The organism is Maritalea sp. S77 (assembly GCF_049801075.1).
GTDB lineage: Bacteria > Pseudomonadota > Alphaproteobacteria > Rhizobiales > Devosiaceae > Maritalea.
Genome location: NZ_JBNAGG010000001.1, coordinates 881,764 through 900,780, shown reverse-complemented (window position 1 = coordinate 900,780; position 19,017 = coordinate 881,764). Strand labels below are relative to the sequence as shown.

The 19,017-nt window shown below is 53.3% G+C and carries 18 protein-coding genes; 10 read left to right on the top strand and 8 right to left on the bottom strand.

Annotated elements, in window-relative coordinates:
- Positions 1 to 30: 30 nt before the first annotated feature.
- The 4 genes from ACP15Y_RS04250 to ACP15Y_RS04235 are packed head-to-tail and all read right to left on the bottom strand — an operon-like array spanning position 31 to position 4,410.
- A complete protein-coding gene (locus ACP15Y_RS04250; protein ID WP_424982462.1) occupies positions 31 to 1,281 on the bottom strand; it encodes a Zn-dependent hydrolase in 1,251 nt (416 codons plus the stop codon).
- Positions 1,282 to 1,290: 9 nt separating this feature from the next.
- On the bottom strand, positions 1,291 to 1,578 hold the full coding sequence (locus tag ACP15Y_RS04245; RefSeq protein WP_424981748.1) for a cupin domain-containing protein: 288 nt from the start codon (positions 1,576 to 1,578) through the stop codon (positions 1,291 to 1,293).
- A 15-nt stretch (positions 1,579 to 1,593) separates the two neighbouring features.
- Positions 1,594 to 3,084, bottom strand: coding sequence for a CoA-acylating methylmalonate-semialdehyde dehydrogenase (locus ACP15Y_RS04240; protein WP_424981747.1), 1,491 nt, complete (start codon positions 3,082 to 3,084; stop codon positions 1,594 to 1,596).
- On the bottom strand, positions 3,085 to 4,410 hold the full coding sequence (locus tag ACP15Y_RS04235; RefSeq protein ID WP_424981746.1) for an aspartate aminotransferase family protein: 1,326 nt from the start codon (positions 4,408 to 4,410) through the stop codon (positions 3,085 to 3,087).
- Between the two features lie 511 nt (positions 4,411 to 4,921).
- Between ACP15Y_RS04235 and ACP15Y_RS04230 the strand changes: the two genes are divergently transcribed.
- Positions 4,922 to 5,560, top strand: coding sequence for a TetR family transcriptional regulator C-terminal domain-containing protein (locus tag ACP15Y_RS04230; protein WP_424981745.1), 639 nt, complete (start codon positions 4,922 to 4,924; stop codon positions 5,558 to 5,560).
- Positions 5,561 to 5,563: 3 nt separating this feature from the next.
- Here the strand turns inward: ACP15Y_RS04230 and ACP15Y_RS04225 are convergent, their stop codons facing one another.
- From ACP15Y_RS04225 to ACP15Y_RS04215, 3 genes are read right to left on the bottom strand one after another with little or no spacing between them, the layout of a single operon-like run.
- Positions 5,564 to 6,466, bottom strand: a complete 903-nt coding sequence (locus ACP15Y_RS04225) for a DMT family transporter (protein ID WP_424982461.1) — start codon at positions 6,464 to 6,466, stop codon at positions 5,564 to 5,566.
- Positions 6,467 to 6,513: 47 nt separating this feature from the next.
- Positions 6,514 to 7,824, bottom strand: a complete 1,311-nt coding sequence (gene preA, locus ACP15Y_RS04220; RefSeq protein ID WP_424981744.1) for an NAD-dependent dihydropyrimidine dehydrogenase subunit PreA — start codon at positions 7,822 to 7,824, stop codon at positions 6,514 to 6,516.
- 13 nt (positions 7,825 to 7,837) lie between these two features.
- On the bottom strand, positions 7,838 to 9,193 hold the full coding sequence (locus ACP15Y_RS04215) for an NAD(P)-dependent oxidoreductase (RefSeq protein ID WP_424981743.1): 1,356 nt from the start codon (positions 9,191 to 9,193) through the stop codon (positions 7,838 to 7,840).
- Between the two features lie 424 nt (positions 9,194 to 9,617).
- On the opposite strand from ACP15Y_RS04215, the gene ACP15Y_RS04210 reads away from it, so the two are divergent.
- Positions 9,618 to 10,178, top strand: a complete 561-nt coding sequence (locus ACP15Y_RS04210) for a peroxiredoxin (RefSeq protein WP_208111172.1) — start codon at positions 9,618 to 9,620, stop codon at positions 10,176 to 10,178.
- Between the two features lie 52 nt (positions 10,179 to 10,230).
- Here ACP15Y_RS04210 and ACP15Y_RS04205 read toward each other — a convergent pair whose 3' ends face one another.
- A complete protein-coding gene (locus ACP15Y_RS04205) occupies positions 10,231 to 10,902 on the bottom strand; it encodes a GntR family transcriptional regulator (protein ID WP_133572424.1) in 672 nt (223 codons plus the stop codon).
- Between the two features lie 312 nt (positions 10,903 to 11,214).
- Between ACP15Y_RS04205 and ACP15Y_RS04200 the strand changes: the two genes are divergently transcribed.
- The 8 genes from ACP15Y_RS04200 to ACP15Y_RS04165 all read left to right on the top strand — a co-directional run bounded on the left by ACP15Y_RS04200 (position 11,215) and on the right by ACP15Y_RS04165 (position 18,998).
- The gene (locus ACP15Y_RS04200; RefSeq protein WP_424981742.1) at positions 11,215 to 12,021 is read left to right on the top strand and encodes a transporter substrate-binding domain-containing protein; all 807 of its coding nucleotides are present in this window, start codon (positions 11,215 to 11,217) and stop codon (positions 12,019 to 12,021) included.
- Positions 12,022 to 12,102: 81 nt separating this feature from the next.
- On the top strand, positions 12,103 to 12,768 hold the full coding sequence (locus tag ACP15Y_RS04195) for an amino acid ABC transporter permease (RefSeq protein WP_424981741.1): 666 nt from the start codon (positions 12,103 to 12,105) through the stop codon (positions 12,766 to 12,768).
- Between the two features lie 16 nt (positions 12,769 to 12,784).
- On the top strand, positions 12,785 to 13,447 hold the full coding sequence (locus ACP15Y_RS04190) for an amino acid ABC transporter permease (RefSeq protein ID WP_133572423.1): 663 nt from the start codon (positions 12,785 to 12,787) through the stop codon (positions 13,445 to 13,447).
- Positions 13,444 to 14,166 (top strand): amino acid ABC transporter ATP-binding protein, encoded by a 723-nt coding sequence (locus tag ACP15Y_RS04185; RefSeq protein WP_133572422.1) that lies wholly within the window; start codon positions 13,444 to 13,446, stop codon positions 14,164 to 14,166. Before ACP15Y_RS04190 ends, ACP15Y_RS04185 begins: the two co-directional genes overlap by 4 nt.
- Positions 14,167 to 14,249: 83 nt before the next feature.
- Positions 14,250 to 15,209, top strand: coding sequence for a dihydrodipicolinate synthase family protein (locus ACP15Y_RS04180; RefSeq protein ID WP_424981740.1), 960 nt, complete (start codon positions 14,250 to 14,252; stop codon positions 15,207 to 15,209).
- A 45-nt stretch (positions 15,210 to 15,254) separates the two neighbouring features.
- Positions 15,255 to 16,685 (top strand): aldehyde dehydrogenase family protein, encoded by a 1,431-nt coding sequence (locus tag ACP15Y_RS04175; protein ID WP_424981739.1) that lies wholly within the window; start codon positions 15,255 to 15,257, stop codon positions 16,683 to 16,685.
- Positions 16,686 to 16,745: 60 nt separating this feature from the next.
- Complete coding sequence (locus tag ACP15Y_RS04170) at positions 16,746 to 17,987, top strand: NAD(P)/FAD-dependent oxidoreductase (RefSeq protein WP_424981738.1); 1,242 nt, start codon at positions 16,746 to 16,748, stop codon at positions 17,985 to 17,987.
- A 9-nt stretch (positions 17,988 to 17,996) separates the two neighbouring features.
- On the top strand, positions 17,997 to 18,998 hold the full coding sequence (locus ACP15Y_RS04165; protein ID WP_424981737.1) for a 4-hydroxyproline epimerase: 1,002 nt from the start codon (positions 17,997 to 17,999) through the stop codon (positions 18,996 to 18,998).
- Positions 18,999 to 19,017 lie beyond the last annotated feature (19 nt).

Below are 19,017 nucleotides of genomic sequence, written 5' to 3'. Positions count from 1 at the left end.
CTCAATCTTGTTCTCGCGGGGCCAATCACCTCACTCCACAATCTCCGCCGTCTCCACCACCGCATGGAACAACACATCTGCCCCAGCAGCAGCCCACTCCGGTGAAATCTCTTCATCCTCATTGTGGCTCAAACCATCAACGCATGGGCACATTACCATGGCAGTGGGGGCCGTGCGGTTGATCCAGCAAGCATCGTGGCCTGCGCCAGAAATGATGTCACGATGGGAATAGCCCAAACGTTCCGCCGCATCACGCACGGCCTTCACGCAATCCTTGTCAAATTCCACAGGGTCAAAACCGCCGACTTTTTCAAGTTCGACCTCAAGTCCCATCTCGTCGCAAATCTTCTTTGCGCCGTCGGCCAGCCGTTTTTCCATATCTTGGATCACGCCCAAGTCTGGCGACCGGAAATCCACTGTGAATACGGCTTTGCCGGGGATCACATTGCGCGAGTTCGGATAAACATCAATATGGCCTGCGGCGCCAACAGCGTCCGGCTTGTGCGACCAAGCGATCTGATCGACCAATTCCAAAATCCGCGCCATGCCGAGCCCAGCATTTTTGCGCATCGGCATCGGGGTGGAGCCGGTGTGGCTCTCTTTGCCCGTCACGGTAACTTGCGTCCATGAAAGCCCTTGGCCGTGGGTCACCACGCCAATATCTTTGCCTTCGGCCTCAAGGATTGGCCCTTGCTCAATATGCAGCTCGAAGAAAGCATGCATCTTGCGGTCGCCCACTTCCTCTTCGCCCTTCCAGCCGATCCGCTCCAGCTCGGCACCAAACTTTTTGCCCTCTGCATCTTCGCGATCATAGGCCCAGTCTTGGGTGTGCATGCCAGCAAAAACCCCGGACGAGAGCATCGCCGGGGCAAATCGAGTACCTTCTTCATTTGTCCAGTTGGTCACCACAATCGGACGCTTTGTTTTGATTTTCATGTCCCGCAGCGAACGGACAATTTCTAGGCCAGCCAAAACACCCAACACCCCGTCATATTTGCCGCCAGTGGGTTGGGTGTCGAGGTGAGAACCAACATAAACGGGCAGGGCATCCGGGTCCGTACCTTCATGGCGCATAAACATATTGCCCATCTGGTCAACGCCCATGCTCATGCCCGCGTCTTCACACCATTTGCGGAACAGGTGACGGCCTTCGCCATCCTCGTCGGTCACCGTCTGGCGGTTATTGCCGCCACGCACGCCGGGGCCGATCTTGGCCATTTCCATCAGGCTGTCCCAAAGCCGTTCGCCATTGATACGCTGGTTCGTGCCTGGTGCTGCCATCATTCTCTCCTATTTCAATTCTACTTCAACAAAGGTCATTGGTGCGTCGCCATCATTGATGACATTATGCTCCACACCTTCTTCCCGTCGATATGTCGTTCCAGCAGCCATGCTCACCTTGCGTTCAACGCCCCCGGGCTCTTTCAAAAGCATATTGCACGGTGTGATCGTAGTGATCACATAGTCATAACCATGTCGGTGCCAGCCGGTTTCGGCGCCGGGTTCAAAGTCGAAACGTGTTACCCGCACACGGTCATCATCAATTACAAGTTCAGCTTTTGCTGCAACTGCTACCATTATCGCTCCGCTCGATTAGCTTGGAAAAGTGAAAACTGCACCTTCCTTAATGCCGCCCGGCCATCTTGTGGTGACCGTTTTCAGCCGTGTGTAAAAATGCACGCCTTCTGGGCCATACATGCCGTGCGCACCAAATGAGGAACGCTTCCAACCGCCAAAGCTGTGATACGCCACAGGCACAGGGATAGGCACATTCACGCCCACCATGCCGACCTCAATTTTGTCGGCAAATTCACGGGCTGCGTCGCCGTCGCGGGTGAAAATGGCGGTGCCGTTGCCATATTCGTGGGCATTGATCATATCCACGGCTTCGCCATAATCTTTGGCGCGCACCACAGAGAGGACGGGACCGAAAATCTCTTCCTTATAGATCGACATATCGGTGGTGACCCGATCAAACAGGGTGCCGCCGACATAATAGCCCTCTTCATAGCCTTGCGGCGCGTAACCTCGACCATCAACAACAAGCTCGGCACCGGCCTTTTCGCCTTCATCAATATAGCCTAGCACTTTGTCTTGGTGCGCTTTGGTGATGAGCGGACCCATTTCGGCATCATTATCGGTAGCAGGACCAACCTTAAGCGCTTCAACGCGCGGCTTCAGCTTGGCCACCAATGCATCGGCGGTCTTTTCACCCACGGGCACCGCAACGGAAATCGCCATGCACCGTTCGCCAGCCGAACCATAACCCGCACCCATCAGCGCGTCAGCGGCTTTGTCCATATCCGCGTCGGGCATCACGATCATATGGTTCTTCGCGCCGCCCAGTGCCTGCACCCGCTTGCCGGCGTCAGTGCCGCGTTTGTAGACATATTCAGCGATAGGCGTGGAGCCCACAAAGCTGATGGCCTTCACATCTGGATGGTCCAGCAATGTGTCCACCGCCAACTTGTCGCCATGCACCACATTCAGCACGCCATCCGGGAAGCCAGCTTCTTGAAACAGATCCCACACCAGCATGGGGGCAGATGGATCACGTTCTGACGGTTTCAACACAAAGGTATTGCCGCAGGCGACGGCCACGGGATACATCCACATGGGCACCATCGCTGGAAAGTTGAACGGCGTAATGCCTGCCACAACGCCCAGTGGCTTGCGGTCTGCCACTGTGTCGACGGACGGACCCACATTGCGGCTGAAATCGCCTTTCAATAATGAGGGAATGCCACAGGCAAATTCCACGACTTCAATGCCGCGGGCCACTTCGCCCAGCGCATCATCATGTGTTTTGCCGTGCTCTTTCGAAATCTCCCGCGCAATATCGTCCGCATGTTGGTTCAAAAGCTCATTGAACCGAAACATAAAACGCGCACGTTTCAGCGGCGGGGTATCACCCCAAGCTGGTGCTGCGGCTTTTGCGGCGGCAACAGCTGCGTTCACTTCATCCACTGTCGAAAGCGGCAGATCTGCGCTTTGCTCGCCCGTCGCCGGGTTAAACACCGGGACACGGTTGGATGAGCTGGACGTTACTCTTTGGCCATTGATGGCATTTTGGATAATGTTCATTTATGCGGCCTCATTCAAAACAGTGCGTAAAGTGTCCACCAATTGATCAATATGTGATTTTTCAATGATGAGTGGCGGAGACAGGGCGATGGTGTCGCCCGTCGTGCGGATCAATAGGCCGCGTTCATAAGCGTCGAGGAAGCAGGAGAACGCCCGCTTGGTCGGTTCTCCGGCAATCGGCTCAAGCTCAATCGCGCCGATTAGACCGATATTGCGAATGTCGATCACATGCTTCGCGTCTTTGAGAGAGTGCAACGCATCGGCCCAATAAGAATCCAACTCAGCTGCGCGGGTCAGAAGTCCTTCCTCAGCATACGTTTCCAGCGTTGCTAAACCTGCGGCGCTGGCAATCGGGTTGCCGGAATAGGTGTAGCCATGGAAAAACTCGATCAGATGTTCCGGGCCATTCATAAAGGCATCGTGAATTTCATTGCTCACAAACACCGCACCCATCGGGATCACGCCATTGGTCAAGCCTTTTGCTGTGGTGATCATGTCGGGCATCACATCAAAATGCTGTGCTGCAAAAGGTGAGCCCAAGCGGCCAAATCCTGTGATCACTTCATCAAAAATCAGCAAAATGCCGTGATTGGTGCAAATGTCACGCAAGCGCTTCAAATAGCCTTTGGGCGGGATCAAAACGCCTGTTGAACCAGCGACGGGCTCAACAATCACAGCTGCCACAGTGGACGCGTCATGCAGTGCGACAATGCGCTCCAATTCGTCGGCCAAATCGCCACCATGTTCTGGCTCGCCGCGCGTAAATGCATTTTTATCCGGCAAATGGGTGTGCGGCAGATGGTCAACGCCGGTCAGCAAGGTGCCAAACATTTTGCGGTTGGCCACAATGCCGCCCACCGAAATGCCGCCAAAATTCACCCCATGATATCCGCGTTCACGGCCCACAAGGCGCGTGCGCGATCCTTCGCCTTTCACCTTATGATAGGCGAGGGCGATCTTGAGTGCTGTTTCAACGGATTCAGAACCTGAATTGGTAAAGAACACATGATCCATGCCTTTGGGCGCAATGTCGACCAGCCGATTGGCCAATTGAAACGCCTTTGGGTGCCCCATTTGGAACGCCGGCGCATAATCCAGTTCGCCAGCCTGTTGCTGGATCGCTTCCGTGATTTTGGGACGGCAATGGCCCGCATTGCAACACCACAGACCCGCCGTGCCATCAAGCACCTCGCGACCGTCGCTGGTGGTGTAGTGCATATCCTTTGCACCCACAAACATGCGCGGTTGTTTTTTGAATTGGCGATTGGACGTAAACGGCATCCAAAACGCGTTTAGATCGTTAGGCACATTTGTGGCATCTGACATTAATGCGCACCTCCCCTTACGCAAAAATAGATGCAGTTCAATCAGGTGCATAAAAGTTGAAAAAAACTTTGCAAAAAATTGACTGCTTGATCAAAGTTTAACAAGTCTATTTAAATGGTCAAGCGCAAACTGTTGAGCAATTGCGCGATAGAGTCGAGATATTTTTGAGGTGCGAGAACAAATAAATCCAAATGTTGCAACAGGTAAAAATGAAGTTGATCATTGGACCGATTTGCCCGGAAGCGTTCGCCTAAGTGTCGGTTCAAGTTGGCAATAGAGTTCACAGCATTTTTGCTGCGTTGAATAAATAGGAATCGCTTTGTTTTACTTGGTGGATTTAGGCAGATCGAGCATCGAGTTCTTTATAAACGAAGGTCTTGGTTATATGCGCTGGACGTTTGGATATGATAAGTTTATGTAATGCGGGAAAGTCGGTACGCATAAAACGCGATTGCCGATGAACACTTGTCCACAAGCGTGTCGACAAGTTTAAAGAATGAAGGAATTGTTGATGGTTGGGGCCGGAACTCAGACGCCAAAACGGCGCACGCGCATTCAACGTGCAAATGAAAAAAAGATTCTCGAAGCTGCGCTGGAAGTGTTTTCCCAAAACGGATTTCGAGGCTCCACCATCGACCAGATTGCTGAAGAAGCGGGAATGTCTAAGCCCAACCTGCTTTATTACTTCAAATCAAAGCAAGATATTCACGAAACGCTGCTGTCGCGTTTGTTGGATTCTTGGCTCGCACCCTTGCGCGAATTGTCCGAAGATGGCGATCCATTGGAAGAGATTTTGAACTATGTGCGTCGCAAGATTGAAATGGCGCGTGATTTTCCGCGCGAAAGTCGTTTGTTCGCCAACGAGATCGTACAGGGCGCGCCACGCATTAAGCCAATTCTGGAAGGCGAAATCAACCAATTGGTGTTGGACAAATCTGCCATCATGCGGAAGTGGATGCAGGAAGGGCGGATCAAGCAAGTTGATCCCCGGCATTTGATTTTCTCGATCTGGGCAACCACCCAGCATTATGCTGATTTTGAAGTGCAGGTGAAAGTGGTGATGGGGCAGGGCATCGATGATCCTGCGCAGTTTGAAACCACCAAAGCCTATTTGGAACAGCTTTTCACTTCCCTGTTGAAAGCGGACTAGCGCCTACCCCTCCTTGGCAAAGGCCAAGACGGCAAGTGCCAACACAGTCACCAATGCGCCAAAGGCAACGCTTGGGTTCACCCAACCACGCCCGCTCACGCCCTCAATCAAAATGATGAAGCTCGGCGTCAAATAGCCATAGGACATCACTTTCGATGCAGGTAGACGCAAGCTGGCATATTGCAGGAGGAAAAAGGTGAGCGCCGTGGTGAAAATCGTCAAATAAAGCCCCGCCCAATAAACCACTGCTGGCAGGTTAAGCCAGTCAGTTTCCATAATGCCATAGATGGCATAAATGCTCAGGCATAAGGCACAGGCGGCCAATGTCCAGAATGAGAACTGCACGACGGGCTCGCCTTGATTGAGCCGCCGCACCAGTGGTGCGTAAGCGCCATGGGCCACCACGCCGACGAAGAAAATGGCCTCGCCTTTGCCGATATTGAACGACAGAAGCGCGTCCAAGTCACCGCGAAAGATCACCCAGATTGCCCCGATGGCCGCAATGGTCAGGCTGATCATCATGCGTGGCGATACCCGTTGGGCCAAAAACACCACGCCAAATCCGGCCGAGATAATCGGCATCAATGTGAACACCGCCCCTGTCGATACCGGGGACGCGATTTGCAAGGCTTCGAACATGGTCACAAAGTAAACGCCCATCAGCGATCCGAGGATCAAAAACCGATAGGGTTTGGCGGGCAATAATCTTTTGCCTTGTGTCAGCGGCACACGGGTGAAATAGGCAATAAAGGCCATCACGATGGAGGCCAAAACAAAGCGCGAAGCGCTTAAGGCGCCCGCGTCAATAAGCGGCGCTGCCAGGGCGCCGAACGAAAACGAGGCGGCGATCAGCATCGAGAAGAGTATCATAGCCAAATGGCCGCGAAGTTTTTCGCGGCCATCTATTGTGCGCTTAAAATAAGGGCGCTCAGCTGTTAGGGCGGGATCTTGCGTTATTCTGCCGCCTCCGTATTGGCGCTGGGATTGTTTGGATGGGTCGTCCAGTTGGCATATTCCGGATCAACTGGTTTGCCTGTGCGTGGGTCTGTTCCGGCAATGGGTTCCATTGTGATGCAATCATCAACCGGGCAGACATTCACGCATAGATTACATCCCACGCATTCCTCGTCAATCACTTCAAAGTGACGCTTGCCATCCACCATGTTGGTGATCGCCTGGTGCGATGTGTCTTCGCAGGCAATGTGGCAACGGCCACATTCAATGCACAAATCCTGATTGATTTTGGCTTTGGTGACGTAATTGAGGTTGAGATATTTCCAATCCGTCACATTTGGCACCGCACGGCCCATAAACTCATCGATGGAGTTGATGCCCTTTTCATCCATCCAATCGCTCAGCCCGGTGATCATTTCCTGCACAACTTTAAAGCCATAGGTCATGGCAGCGGTACACACTTGCAAATTGCCACAACCAAGGGAGATAAATTCGGCCGCATCACGCCATGTGGTGATGCCACCAATCCCTGAAATCGGGAGTCCCGCAGTTTCGGGGTCGCGAGCAATTTCTGACACCATATTCATGGCGATTGGTTTCACCGCTGGGCCGCAATAGCCGCCATGTGAGCCCTTGCCGTCAATGGTGGGCACAGGGGCAAAATTATCCAGATCAACTTCAACAATGGAGTTGATGGTATTGATCAAGCTCACCGCATCCGCGCCGCCTGCTTTGGCCGCACGGGCTGGATAGCGCACGTCAGTGATATTCGGGGTCAGCTTCACGATCACGGGTTTTGAATAGTACTTTTTGCACCATTCAGTGACCATTTGGATATATTCCGGCACCTGGCCAACAGCAGCGCCCATGCCGCGTTCGCTCATGCCGTGTGGGCAACCAAAGTTCAGCTCAATCCCGTCAGCGCCTGTTTCTTCCACCAGCGGCAGGATTGCTTTCCAGCTTTCCTCGTCGCAAGGCACCATCAGCGATACGATGATCGCACGATCAGGCCAGCGTTTCTTGACCTCCGTGATTTCTTTCAAATTCACATAAAGATCGCGGTCGGTTATCAGCTCAATATTGTTCAAGCCAATCAAATGGCGGTCATGGCCATAAATCGCGCCATAGCGCGGGCCATTCACATTCACTACTGGCGGGCCTTCTGAGCCGAGCGTCTTCCACACGACACCGCCCCAGCCCGCTTCAAAAGCGCGCTCTACATTGTAGGCTTTGTCCGTTGGCGGTGCAGAGGCCAGCCAGAACGGGTTGGGAGACGAAATGCCTAGAAAATTTGAGGTTAAATCAGCCATGATGTTTCTCCTCCTAACCCTGTAAAACTGAATTGATATGTTGCGCAGCGATCTTGCCGTCTTCCACGGCCACCACGGTTAAATCCTCGCCGCCGACAATGCAGTCGCCGCCCGCCCAAATCTTTTGGTGCGAGGTTTGCCGCGTATCGCCCACCTTGATCCGGCCTTGCTCAAGTTCCACTTGATGGTCGCTCAAAAGGCTTGAATCAAACTTTTGGCCAATCGCTTTAAAGATTTGATCCGCTTGGATGATTTGCATTTCGCCAGTGCCGGAAAGCTTGCTGCTTGCGTCGGAAGTTGTTTCAACTTCAAGTCCGCAAACTTCGCCTTGCTCATTCAGCTTAATGCTGTTTGGCTGCCGCCAATGCATGATTTTAACGCCGTGGGTTTGCGCCAATTCCTGCTCGTAAAGGCTGGCATTCATTGCGTCTTGGCCACGACGATAGCAAATGGTCACATTCTCTGCGCCAAGCAATTTGGTTTGAATGGCAATATCGATGGCCGTCATGCCACCACCAATCACCACAACATTGCGCCCCACGGAGAGGCTGGATTTATCCTCTGCCTGCCGCAACGCCGCAATATAGTCGATAGCATCTTCACACCCGGGCGCATCTTCGCCTTCAAGGTTGAGGCGATTGGTGTTTTTAAGACCAAGGCCCAAAAACACAGCGTCATAATCGTTGGTCAATTGGTCGAGCGCGATCTCTTCGCCCAGTCGCTGGCCGGTTTTGATTTCAATGCCGCCAATCTCCAGCAAAAACTCAATTTCGCGTTGCGCAAAATTTTCAGTCGATTTGTAGCTGGCAATGCCAAATTCATTCAGGCCGCCCGGCTTGTTGCGTGCTTCGAACACCGTCACGTCATGGCCTTCACGGGCCAAATGGTGCGCGCAGCTCATGCCTGCAGGCCCAGCGCCAACGATGGCGACCTTCTTGCCTGTCTCTGCTTTGCGGGTGAAGGGGTGAGGGCGCTTGCTTTCCATAAAGTGATCTGTTGCATAGCGTTGCAACTGACCGATCTTGACAGGCTTGCCTTCCGCCACTTCGCGTACGCAAACTTCCTCGCACAAAGTTTCAGTTGGGCAAACACGGGCGCACATGCCGCCCATAATGTTCTGATTTAAAATCGTCTTCGCAGCCCCAGTGGGGTTATCGGCGGCGATTTGTCGAATGAAAAGAGGAATGTCGATAGAGGTTGGGCAAGCGGTCATGCACGGTGCGTCATAACAAAAATAGCAGCGCTCTGCTTCCACCTTGGCTTCGTGCCAATCTAGTGGCGCGTGTAAATCCGAAAAGTTCTCATCATATTCTGCTGCACTTAATCGTGCACTTTGCACATCGCGCGACAATGGCTGTCGATCAGACATCGTTCTCCCCTCCCTAATTTGCCGCGAATTATGAAGTGGCTATATCGCTTCAAAGTCTCCTCAAACTTTTCAACGTGCCCGCCCGAATTTGACATGGCATTTGCCGCCCAAAACCGCGATCCGATTTCAAAAGATTGAATTATTTTTATCAAAAGGTCAAATTTTTAATTGCCAAGATGTGGATTGTGTTGGAACCGGCAGAAAATTCAATCGTTTGCCTCGCAGGAAAACGCGGCATTTTGGTGCACAAGGGCAAACATGTCTTGTTAGTTTCATCAATATGCATTAACAGCACTCATGCGAATTGTTCGCATTCTATAGTTGCTTTCCAATCCTTCTTTTTGAGGTGCATGCCCGTAAAACGGCTGAGGGAAGCTATGTGTGTGAATAGTCAAAAGAATTTGTGAAAATCGAGGTGAATACGATGGCTCATGTTGGCATGAAACTCCCTAAAGTGACTTTCCAGACTCGCGTTCGTGATGAGTCAATTGAAGGCCCAAACCCATTCCGTTGGGAAGCAAAAACAACTGACGATTATTTCAAAGGTAAGCGCGTTGTGCTGTTCTCATTGCCAGGCGCGTTCACCCCAACTTGCTCAACTTACCAGTTGCCGAACTATGAAAAGCTGCACGGTGAGTTTCAGGAAGAAGGCATCGACGCGATCTATTGCTTGAGCGTGAACGACGCATTTGTGATGAACAAATGGGGCAAAGATCAAGGCGTTGAAAATGTTGGCTTGATCCCAGATGGTTCAGGCGAATTTACCCGCAAAATGGGCATGTTGGTCAAAAAAGACAATCTTGGCTTTGGTTACCGCTCATGGCGTTATGCAGCGATCATTGACGATGGCATCTTGGTGGGTTGGTTCCCAGAAGAAGGCTTTGAAGATGATTGCGCAACAGACCCATATGATGTGTCTAGCCCAGAGCATGTTTTGGCATGGTTGCGCGACAACAAGCCATTCGATCAAGAGCAAGTTGCATAATCAGGCTTAGGCTTGAGTGAATTAAAGAAGGCGCGTTATTTCAACGCGCCTTTTATTTTGCGCTATCGCGTTTTTCCAAAAATTGTATCAAAGAGGCGCTGGCACCCAAAATATGGTCGCGTGTCAATTGCGCAGCCTTGGCGGCATCGCGCTCCACGCACGCTTCCAGAATGCCCAAATGCTCCCGGCGTGCCCGTTCCATGCCATTGGTCAGCACCAATTGCGCCCGCAAATAGCTTTCAATGCGATCAAGTGCTTGATTCACAATTTTGAGGTGATAGGGGCGCTCCGCTTTTGCATAAAGCGCATAATGGAAGTCGCGGTTTAAATCGCCATATTTTGCCGAATCTGTTTCTGTCGCAAACGCATCACAAGCACGCCGCGCCACATCCAACGTCGCATCATCCATATTCTCCACTGCATAGCGGATCACTTCACCTTCCAACAGGGCCCGGAACTCAAAAATCTCGCGCACTTCGTCAACGGAAAGGGAAGTCACAGTGGTGCCACGATAGCGCTCGGTTTTCACGAGACCTTGCTGCTCAAGGCGGGAGAGGGCCTCGCGAACCGGGATGCGCGACGTGTTGAACATCTCCGCCAGTGCGTCCTGCCGCAAATGCTCGCCCGCTTCAATTTCGCCTGTAAAAATCGCTTCGCGCAGCGCTTCAAAAATCAAATCTGCGGCCGACGCAGATGCGCGCACATTGGTTGCATTAAATTTCATAAGTCCAATCTGTCCAACTCAGAAAACATAAAGTCAGAATTTGCGACAACATAGTCCAGTCCCTTCCATTTCGCCAAGCCTTGATTGTCGACTTCTCCGCAAGTGCCTGCTCCTCGGGCATTTTTCGCCGACTTATCCAAAGGTATAGCATATTTTATAAAGAATATTGTAGATTGTATCCAATTTTATGATATAGAGAAAAATGCAAGACGCAAGTTTGGTCCCTGCTCTGCTGTTAAGGCCGCACCGCTTATTGGGTGTTGGTCAATGCGCTACGGGGAGTGGTTGCGTCACGAAAACCGGGAGGAAACTATGAAATTTTTGAAAGTAGCTGCGTTGGCGGCAATGGTCGCTGGGTTGGCCGCTCCACAAGCATTCGCTGACAAGTTGGATGACGTGATTAACAATGGCGTGCTGCGCTGTGCTGTGGTGTTGGACTTTCCACCCATCGGCTACCGCGATGCGAACAATGAGCCTGCAGGCTTTGATGTGGAATATTGTAACGACATGGCAGCAGCCCTCGATGTGGATGCGGAAATCATCCCTGTGACTTGGGCAGAGCGTTTGCCAGCCATCGTCACCAACCGCGCAGACATCGTGTTCGGCGGCACATCTGACTCGCTAGAGCGCGCCAAAACAGTTGGCTTCTCCATTCCTTACGCGATCTACTTTGCGCAAGCAGTGGTCGGCAAAGATAGCGGCATCGAAAGCTTTGAGGACATGAAGGGCAAACGCGTTGCTGCTGCTGTGGGTACGGTGCCTGAGCAAGAGTGGCTCAAAATTGCTGAAGAGTGGGGCGAAGAGAACCTATACCAAGGCTATCAGAGCGAAAACGAAGTGTTCCTCGCTGTGGCACAAGGTAAAGCCGACGCAGGCATTACCACCAACACAGCGGTGAAGCCCGTGACTGATCAGTATGACAGCGTTGTGCCTGGCCCGCGTATGCCGTGGACCACAGACTACACCTCAGTTGCTGGCCCACGTAAGGACGTGTCTTGGCTCAACTATATCAACCTGTTCATCACCCATCAGGTGCGTTCAGGCCGTTATGAAGAGCTTTGGCAGAAATATGTTGGCGATGCAGCACCAGAACTGCGCATCCCTGGCGTGATGTACTAAGCGAAATTCAAGCCATCTGCTCGCGGCGACGCTCATGCGCTGCGGGCAGATCTTCCAACCACAAGCAAAGGAGGAGACGCAGTGAACTTTGATTACACGTTCCACTGGCGTCCGGTGATCCGCAAATTGCCAGAGCTGCTTGAAGCCAGCTTGGTCACGTTGCAGATTTCGGTACTCTCCATGATTATTGGTATTGGCATTGGCTTGGTGTTGGCTTTGTTGCGCATGGGTGGCCCAAAATATCTGTCTTGGATCGCCACTGCATGGGTTGAAACCGCCCGCAACACGCCTGCTCTGTTCCAGCTTTTTTTCTTCTCATTTGGGTTGGGTGCCTTTGGGTTGCACTTAACGCCATATCTGATCGTTTTGGCCGGATTGTCCTTTAACAATGCAGGCTATCTGGCGGAAAATTTCCGTGGCGGATTTCAGGCGGTGCCGGATACACAAATGCGCGCGGCGCGTTCGCTCGGCATGTCAGCGACACAGGCCTATACGCGGATCATCATCCCGCAAGTGTTCCGCATTGTTTATCACCCCATGACCAACCAGCTGGTGTGGGCTGTGTTGATGAGCTCTTTGGCGATGATTGTCGGCTTCCGTGAATTGGCGGGCGAAACACAGGCACAAGCCTTTAAGACCTTCCGTATCTTTGAGTATTTCGCGGTCACCGCGCTCATCTATTACGTGATGGTGAAAATGATTTTGGGTATCTCCAGGCTGCTGTCCTGGCGTTTGTTCCGGTACTAAGGGGAGGGATGAATAAATGAACGATTCAATCGCATTCTTCTCTGGCTTTGGCCCGAAAGACCTTTGGTTCCTAACCCAAGCTGCTTGGCAAACCTTGCTGATTTCCGTGCTTTCAATTTCTGGCGGCACAATCCTCGGCATCTTCTTTGGCTGGATCTTGTCAGAATCCAAAGTGGTCGGCGCCATTACTGTTGGGTTTATTCTGGACGCGTTCCGCTCCGTGCCGCTGATCATCCAACTGGTGTTGTTCTACAATCTGTTCAACGTCATCGGTTTGGCCGTGAGCCCATTCTGGGCAGGTGTCACCATTCTGGGTGTTTACACCTCCGCGCTTGTGGCCAACGTGGCCCGTGGCGGCATTGAGGCTGTCGGCGCCCCCATGCGCCGCGCAGGTCGGTCGCTTGGCATGAGCTATTTGCAGACCATGCGCTATGTGGTGTGGCCCATCGGCTTGCGCGCCGTGTTCCCCTCATGGGTTGGCGTAGCGCTTGGCGTGCTGAAGGACAGTGCGCTGGTGTCTGTGCTCGGCCATCCAGAACTCTTGAAAGTCGCGCGTGATTTGATCACGCGTACGCAACAACCCTTGCTTGTGCTCGCAGTGGCTGGCGCGTTCTATTTCGCGCTTTCGTTCCCCATCTCGCGCTACGCAGCACATCTTGAAAGGAAGTGGCAGTCATGATCGAAATTAAAGAACTGCACAAATATTTCGGCGCACTGCATGTGCTTAAGGGCATTGATCTCAATGTCAAAAAAGGCGAAGTGCTGTCCATCATCGGCGCGTCCGGCTCTGGCAAATCCACGCTGCTTTATTGCATCAACGGGTTGGAGCCAATCCAACAGGGCGAAGTGAAGGTCGATGGCGTGTCTGTGCATGCCAAAGATACCGACCTCAACAAACTGCGCACAAAAATGGGCATGGTGTTCCAGCAATGGAACTCGTTCCCGCATTTGAGCGCGCTGGAAAATGTCGCATTGGCCCCACGCATTGTGAAGGGCAAATCCAAAGCGGAAAGCCGCGAGATTGCCCGCGCCCAGCTCGAACATGTGGGGTTGAGCGACAAGATCGATGTATACCCCTCAGCCCTTTCCGGTGGTCAGCAACAGCGTTTGGCGATCGCCCGCGCTTTGGCCATGGAGCCGGAATATATGTTGTTTGACGAAGCCACATCTGCGCTGGACCCGGAATTGGTGGGCGAAGTGTTGGACACAATGCGGCTTTTGGCAGAAGAAGGCATGACCATGATTTGCGTCACCCACGAAATGGGCTTCGCCCGTGATGTGAGTGATCGCGTGGCCTATTTCCATCAAGGCGTGATGGAAGAAATCGGCCCACCCGAACAGATTTTCGGCAAACCGGAAAGCGCGCACACGGCGAAGTTTTTGGCCAACGTGCGATAGGTTTTCTATAAGAACAACAGAACGAATATGTGCAGGGCGGAATCGCCCTGCCAAGAGATAGCTATTGCGAAGGAAAAGGTGCAATGACTGCGAATATTTTTACGGGATGCATCCCAGCTTTGATGACCCCTTGTAAGGCGGACCGTACGCCAGACTTTGATGCGTTGGTGCGCAAGGGCAAAGAATTGATTGAGGCGGGCATGTCTGCCGTTGTCTATTGCGGCTCAATGGGTGATTGGCCGTTGCTCACTGATGAGGAACGTCAAACAGGCGTGGCCCGTTTGGTGGAAGCTGGCGTGCCAACCATCGTTGGCACAGGTGCGGTAAACTCAAAAATCGCTGCTGAACATGCCGCCCACGCGCAAAAAGTTGGCGCCCATGGCCTTATGGTGATCCCGCGCGTATTGTCTCGCGGTACATCTATCCCGGCGCAACGCGCACACTTTGCAGGCATCTTGAATGCCGCGCCTGATCTGCCAGCGGTGATTTACAACAGCCCATATTATGGCTTCGCCACCCGTGCCGACTTGTTCTTCGATCTGCGCAAAGACCATAAAAATCTGGTCGGCTTCAAAGAGTTCGGCGGCAAAGACGATTTGCGTTACGCCGCAGAATATATCACCAGCCAATCCGACGAAGTGACGTTGATGATCGGCGTGGACACAACCGTTGTGCATGGCTTTGTGAATTGCGGCGCAGGCGGTGCGATCACCGGCATCGGCAATGCCTTGCCAAAAGAAGTGCTGCACCTCGTCGCCTTGTCGCAAAAAGCGGCAACGGGCGACGCCGCCGCGCGGGTAAAAGCCAATGAGCTGGACGAAGCCTTGGGCGTTTTGTCCTCATTCGATGAGGGCGCGGATCTGGTGCTTTATTACAAGCATTTGATGGTGCTCAATGGCGACAGCGAATATGAGCTGCACTTCAACGAAACCGACAAATTGTCGGATGCCCAGCGTAATTACGTTGAACAACAATATGCTTTGTTCCACGCTTGGTATAAAGATTGGAGCCAGCAACCGGACGTGTTGGCCCTCAACGACTAATTCAAAAAATACGCCAAACCACGATCCAGTAGATTGGAGTAACTAATGGAATATAAAAGCTTTATTGGCGGTGCCTGGCATGAAACATCTGACAGCACCCCCAATGTGAACCCATCGGACACCTCAGATATTTTGGGGCATGCCGCCGTGGGTGGCGCTGATGATATGGCTCGCGCAATCGACGCGGCCTCTGGCGCCGCCGCACAATGGGCAAAATCCACGCCGCAGCAACGTTTTGACGTGCTGGACTTTATCGGCAGTGAGATTTTGGCGCGCAAGGCTGAATTGGGTGAATTGCTGTCCCGTGAAGAGGGCAAAACCTTGCCTGAAGGTATTGGCGAAGCCGCACGCGCAGGCCAAATCTTCAAATTCTTCGCGGGCGAAACCTTGCGCCAAACAGGCGACATTCTCGCCTCTGTGCGTCCCGGTATCGGTGTAGACGTTACCCGTTCGCCAATTGGCGTTGTCGGCCTGATTACACCGTGGAACTTCCCCATCGCGATTCCCGCATGGAAAATTGCGCCCGCTTTGGCCTTCGGCAATGCCGTTGTGTTGAAGCCTGCGGAATTGGTGCCCGGCTGCGCCCATGCGTTGGCAGACATTATCTCCCGCTCTGGCTTACCAGAAGGCGTGTTCAACCTTGTGTTTGGTCGCGGCTCCGTTGTCGGGCCAGAATTGATCGGCTCGAAAAAAGTCAACGCCATCAGCTTTACAGGTTCTGTCGGCACAGGCCGTGCCATCGCGGCCGATTGCGGCAAGATGCTGAAAAAAGTGCAGCTTGAAATGGGCGGTAAAAACCCAATGGTTGTGCTGGACGATGCAGACCTCGACATCGCTGTTGATGCTTGCGTAAATGGTGCTTACTTCTCAACTGGCCAACGCTGCACCGCCTCATCACGTTTGATCGTGACCGAAGGCATCCACGACAAATTTGTGGCGGCTGTTGAAGAACGGTTGAACAACCTCAATGTGGGCCATGCTTTGCGCAAAGAAACCCACATCGGCCCGGTTGTGGACGAAAAGCAGCTTCAGCAAGATCTGGATTATGTGGACATCGCAGCGAAAGATGGCGGCAAAGTCATCGGCGGTCAGCGCTTGAACCGCGACACAGAAGGCTTCTTCTTGGCGCCTGCCTTGGTGACTGAAACCACCAACGACATGCGCATCAACCGCGAAGAAGTGTTTGGCCCCGTTGCCAGCGTCGTGCGCGTAAAGGATTATGATGAGGCGCTTGCCGTGGCCAATGACACCGCGTTCGGCCTGTCATCCGGCATCTGCACCACATCGCTGAAACACGCGTCACACTTCAAAGCCAATGCCGAAGCCGGCATGGTGATGGTGAACTTGCCTACTGCGGGCGTGGATTATCACGTGCCATTTGGCGGCACCAAAGGCTCCAGCTTTGGCTCACGCGAGCAGGGCACTTACGCGGCGGAGTTCTACACCACCGTTAAAACAGCTTACACCCTCCCATAAGGTGTGCGCCCGGCGGCGGTGCACGTCGCCGGGCATTTCTTCAATTTTTTAGAGGCGCTTATGGCCACGCAACCCAAACATGATGTGATTATTATCGGCGCCGGCATCATTGGCTTGGCCATCGCCCATTATGTGCAGCAGACCGGGCGCAAGGTTACTTTGGTGGATCGCAAGGGCGTGGCGCAAGAAGCCAGCTTTGGCAATGCCGGGGCCTTTGCCTTGGCCGATATTTTCCCACTGGCCTCGCCGGGGATCATACGCAAAGCGCCGAAATGGCTGCTTGATCCGTTAGGGCCGCTATCGGTACGCCCGCAATATGCCCTCAATATTGTGCCTTATCTGCTCAAATTCTTCCGCGCCTCGTGGCCGGATCAATATCGTAAATCTATCGTTGCGCAATCCGCTTTGCTCGATTTGGCTGCCAGCGAAGTCGATCGCATGGCGCAGATCCCGCAGATCGGCAATCAAATCCGCACTGATGGCGCGCTACACCTTTATGAAAGCGAACGCGAATTTGCCGCCAGCCAATCCAGCTGGCAAGCGCGGCAGGAGTTTGGCATTGAATTTGAACATCTGGACGCCACCCGCTTGGCTGACTTGCAGCCGGGCCTCTCCAACCACATCAAACGCGCCACTTTCATTCCGAAATGGCAAACGGTCAATGACCCGTTCGAATTTGCCCAAACACTTTGGCGCATGGTGCAACAGGATGGCAGCAACTTAGTCGAACAAGAGGTCAAAGCTATCTCAAAAGCGGGCGAGGTGATGCTCACCAATGGCGATATGCTCTCCGGCAATCATGTGGTGGTGGCCGCTGGCGCGTGGTCAAATCAATTGGCCAAGCAAGTGGGCGACCATATCCCGCTCGAAAGCGAGCGCGGCTACAACACCACCTTACCCGTCAACGCGTTCGACCTGAAGCGTCAATTGATCTTTGGCGAGCATGGCTTTGTTATGACTCCGCTTTCCACCGGCATCCGTGTCGGCGGTGCCGTCGAATTTGCTGGGCTGGACGCCGCGCCAAATTTCAAACGCTCTGAAATCATGCTGCAAAAAGCCAAGCGCTTTTTGCCAGACTTGAAAACCGAGCAGGGCACCCAATGGATGGGCTTTAGACCCTCCTTGCCAGACACATTGCCCGCCATCGGCAAAAGCGCCCGCACGCCCAATGTCAGCTACGCATTCGGCCACGGCCATTTGGGGCTCACCCAATGCTTTGCCACGGGCAAGCTGATGGCCGAATTGATCGAGGGGCAAACCCCGTTACTTGATTTAACTCCCTTTAATCCATCTCGTTTTTAGGAACCTCCCATGGCGAAACACAGCTTTTTCTGCATTGATGGACATACTTGCGGCAACCCCGTGCGCCTTGTGGCGGGCGGTGGGCCAGACCTGAAAGGCGCGAACATGATCGAAAAGCGCGCCCACTTTCTGGCCGAATATGATTGGGTGCGCCTCAGCCTGATGTTTGAACCGCGCGGCCATGACGTGATGTCTGGCGCGATCCTTTATCCGCCCACCCGCGACGATTGCGACATCGCCATCCTCTTTATCGAAACCTCCGGCTGCCTGCCCATGTGCGGTCACGGCACCATCGGCACCGTCACAATGGCGCTGGAAGAAGGGCTAGTTACGCCAAAAGAACCAGGCGTGCTCTATCTCGACGCCCCAGCCGGACGCATCAAGGCCGAATACACGATGAAAGACGGCTATGTGGAAGAAGTGCGCATCACCAATGTGCCGAGCTTCCTTTATGCCAAGGGCCTAACCGCCACGGTGCCGGATTTGGGCGAAATCACCGTCGACGTGTCCTATGGCGGCAATTTCTACGCCATCGTCGAAGCGCAGGAGAACTTCAAAGATATTGAAGGTCTCTCATCGCTCGATTTGATCCGTTGGTCGCCGCAATTGCGCGCCGCGCTCAATGAGAAATATGAGTTTGTGCATCCCGAACATCCCGAGATTAACGGCCTAAGCCACATCCTCTGGACAGGCGCCGCCCGCGATCCCGAAGCCACTGCCCGAAATGCGGTGTTCTACGGTGATAAAGCCATCGACCGCTCACCTTGTGGCACAGGCACATCCGCCCGCATGGCCCATTGGGTTGCCATGGGCGATTTGGCCGTGGGCGAAGATTTTGTGCATGAGAGCATTATCGGCTCGCTTTTCCGCGGCCGGGTAGAGGCGGCCACCAAGGTGGGCGACCGCGATGCCATCATACCATCAATCGGCGGCTGGGCCCGCAAAACCGGATACAACACGATCTTTGTTGATGATCGTGACCCATTCAAACACGGCTTCATTTTGCCATAGGCAAAGGGGCGAGGGAGGA

Excerpts from the sequence above, each read along its gene's own strand:
- ACP15Y_RS04180 (WP_424981740.1), top strand. The coding sequence starts at position 14,250 with ATGACTGCGAATATTTTTACGGGATGCATCCCAGCTTTGATGACCCCT.
- ACP15Y_RS04245 (WP_424981748.1), bottom strand. The coding sequence starts at position 1,578 with ATGGTAGCAGTTGCAGCAAAAGCTGAACTTGTAATTGATGATGACCGT.
- ACP15Y_RS04200 (WP_424981742.1), top strand. The coding sequence starts at position 11,215 with ATGAAATTTTTGAAAGTAGCTGCGTTGGCGGCAATGGTCGCTGGGTTG.
- ACP15Y_RS04205 (WP_133572424.1), bottom strand. The coding sequence starts at position 10,902 with ATGAAATTTAATGCAACCAATGTGCGCGCATCTGCGTCGGCCGCAGAT.
- ACP15Y_RS04165 (WP_424981737.1), top strand. The coding sequence starts at position 17,997 with ATGGCGAAACACAGCTTTTTCTGCATTGATGGACATACTTGCGGCAAC.
- ACP15Y_RS04175 (WP_424981739.1), top strand. The coding sequence starts at position 15,255 with ATGGAATATAAAAGCTTTATTGGCGGTGCCTGGCATGAAACATCTGAC.
- ACP15Y_RS04215 (WP_424981743.1), bottom strand. The coding sequence starts at position 9,193 with ATGTCTGATCGACAGCCATTGTCGCGCGATGTGCAAAGTGCACGATTA.
- ACP15Y_RS04240 (WP_424981747.1), bottom strand. The coding sequence starts at position 3,084 with ATGAACATTATCCAAAATGCCATCAATGGCCAAAGAGTAACGTCCAGC.
- ACP15Y_RS04230 (WP_424981745.1), top strand. The coding sequence starts at position 4,922 with ATGGTTGGGGCCGGAACTCAGACGCCAAAACGGCGCACGCGCATTCAA.
- ACP15Y_RS04235 (WP_424981746.1), bottom strand. The coding sequence starts at position 4,410 with ATGTCAGATGCCACAAATGTGCCTAACGATCTAAACGCGTTTTGGATG.
- ACP15Y_RS04185 (WP_133572422.1), top strand. The coding sequence starts at position 13,444 with ATGATCGAAATTAAAGAACTGCACAAATATTTCGGCGCACTGCATGTG.
- preA (WP_424981744.1), bottom strand. The coding sequence starts at position 7,824 with ATGGCTGATTTAACCTCAAATTTTCTAGGCATTTCGTCTCCCAACCCG.
- ACP15Y_RS04170 (WP_424981738.1), top strand. The coding sequence starts at position 16,746 with ATGGCCACGCAACCCAAACATGATGTGATTATTATCGGCGCCGGCATC.
- ACP15Y_RS04210 (WP_208111172.1), top strand. The coding sequence starts at position 9,618 with ATGGCTCATGTTGGCATGAAACTCCCTAAAGTGACTTTCCAGACTCGC.
- ACP15Y_RS04190 (WP_133572423.1), top strand. The coding sequence starts at position 12,785 with ATGAACGATTCAATCGCATTCTTCTCTGGCTTTGGCCCGAAAGACCTT.
- ACP15Y_RS04250 (WP_424982462.1), bottom strand. The coding sequence starts at position 1,281 with ATGGCAGCACCAGGCACGAACCAGCGTATCAATGGCGAACGGCTTTGG.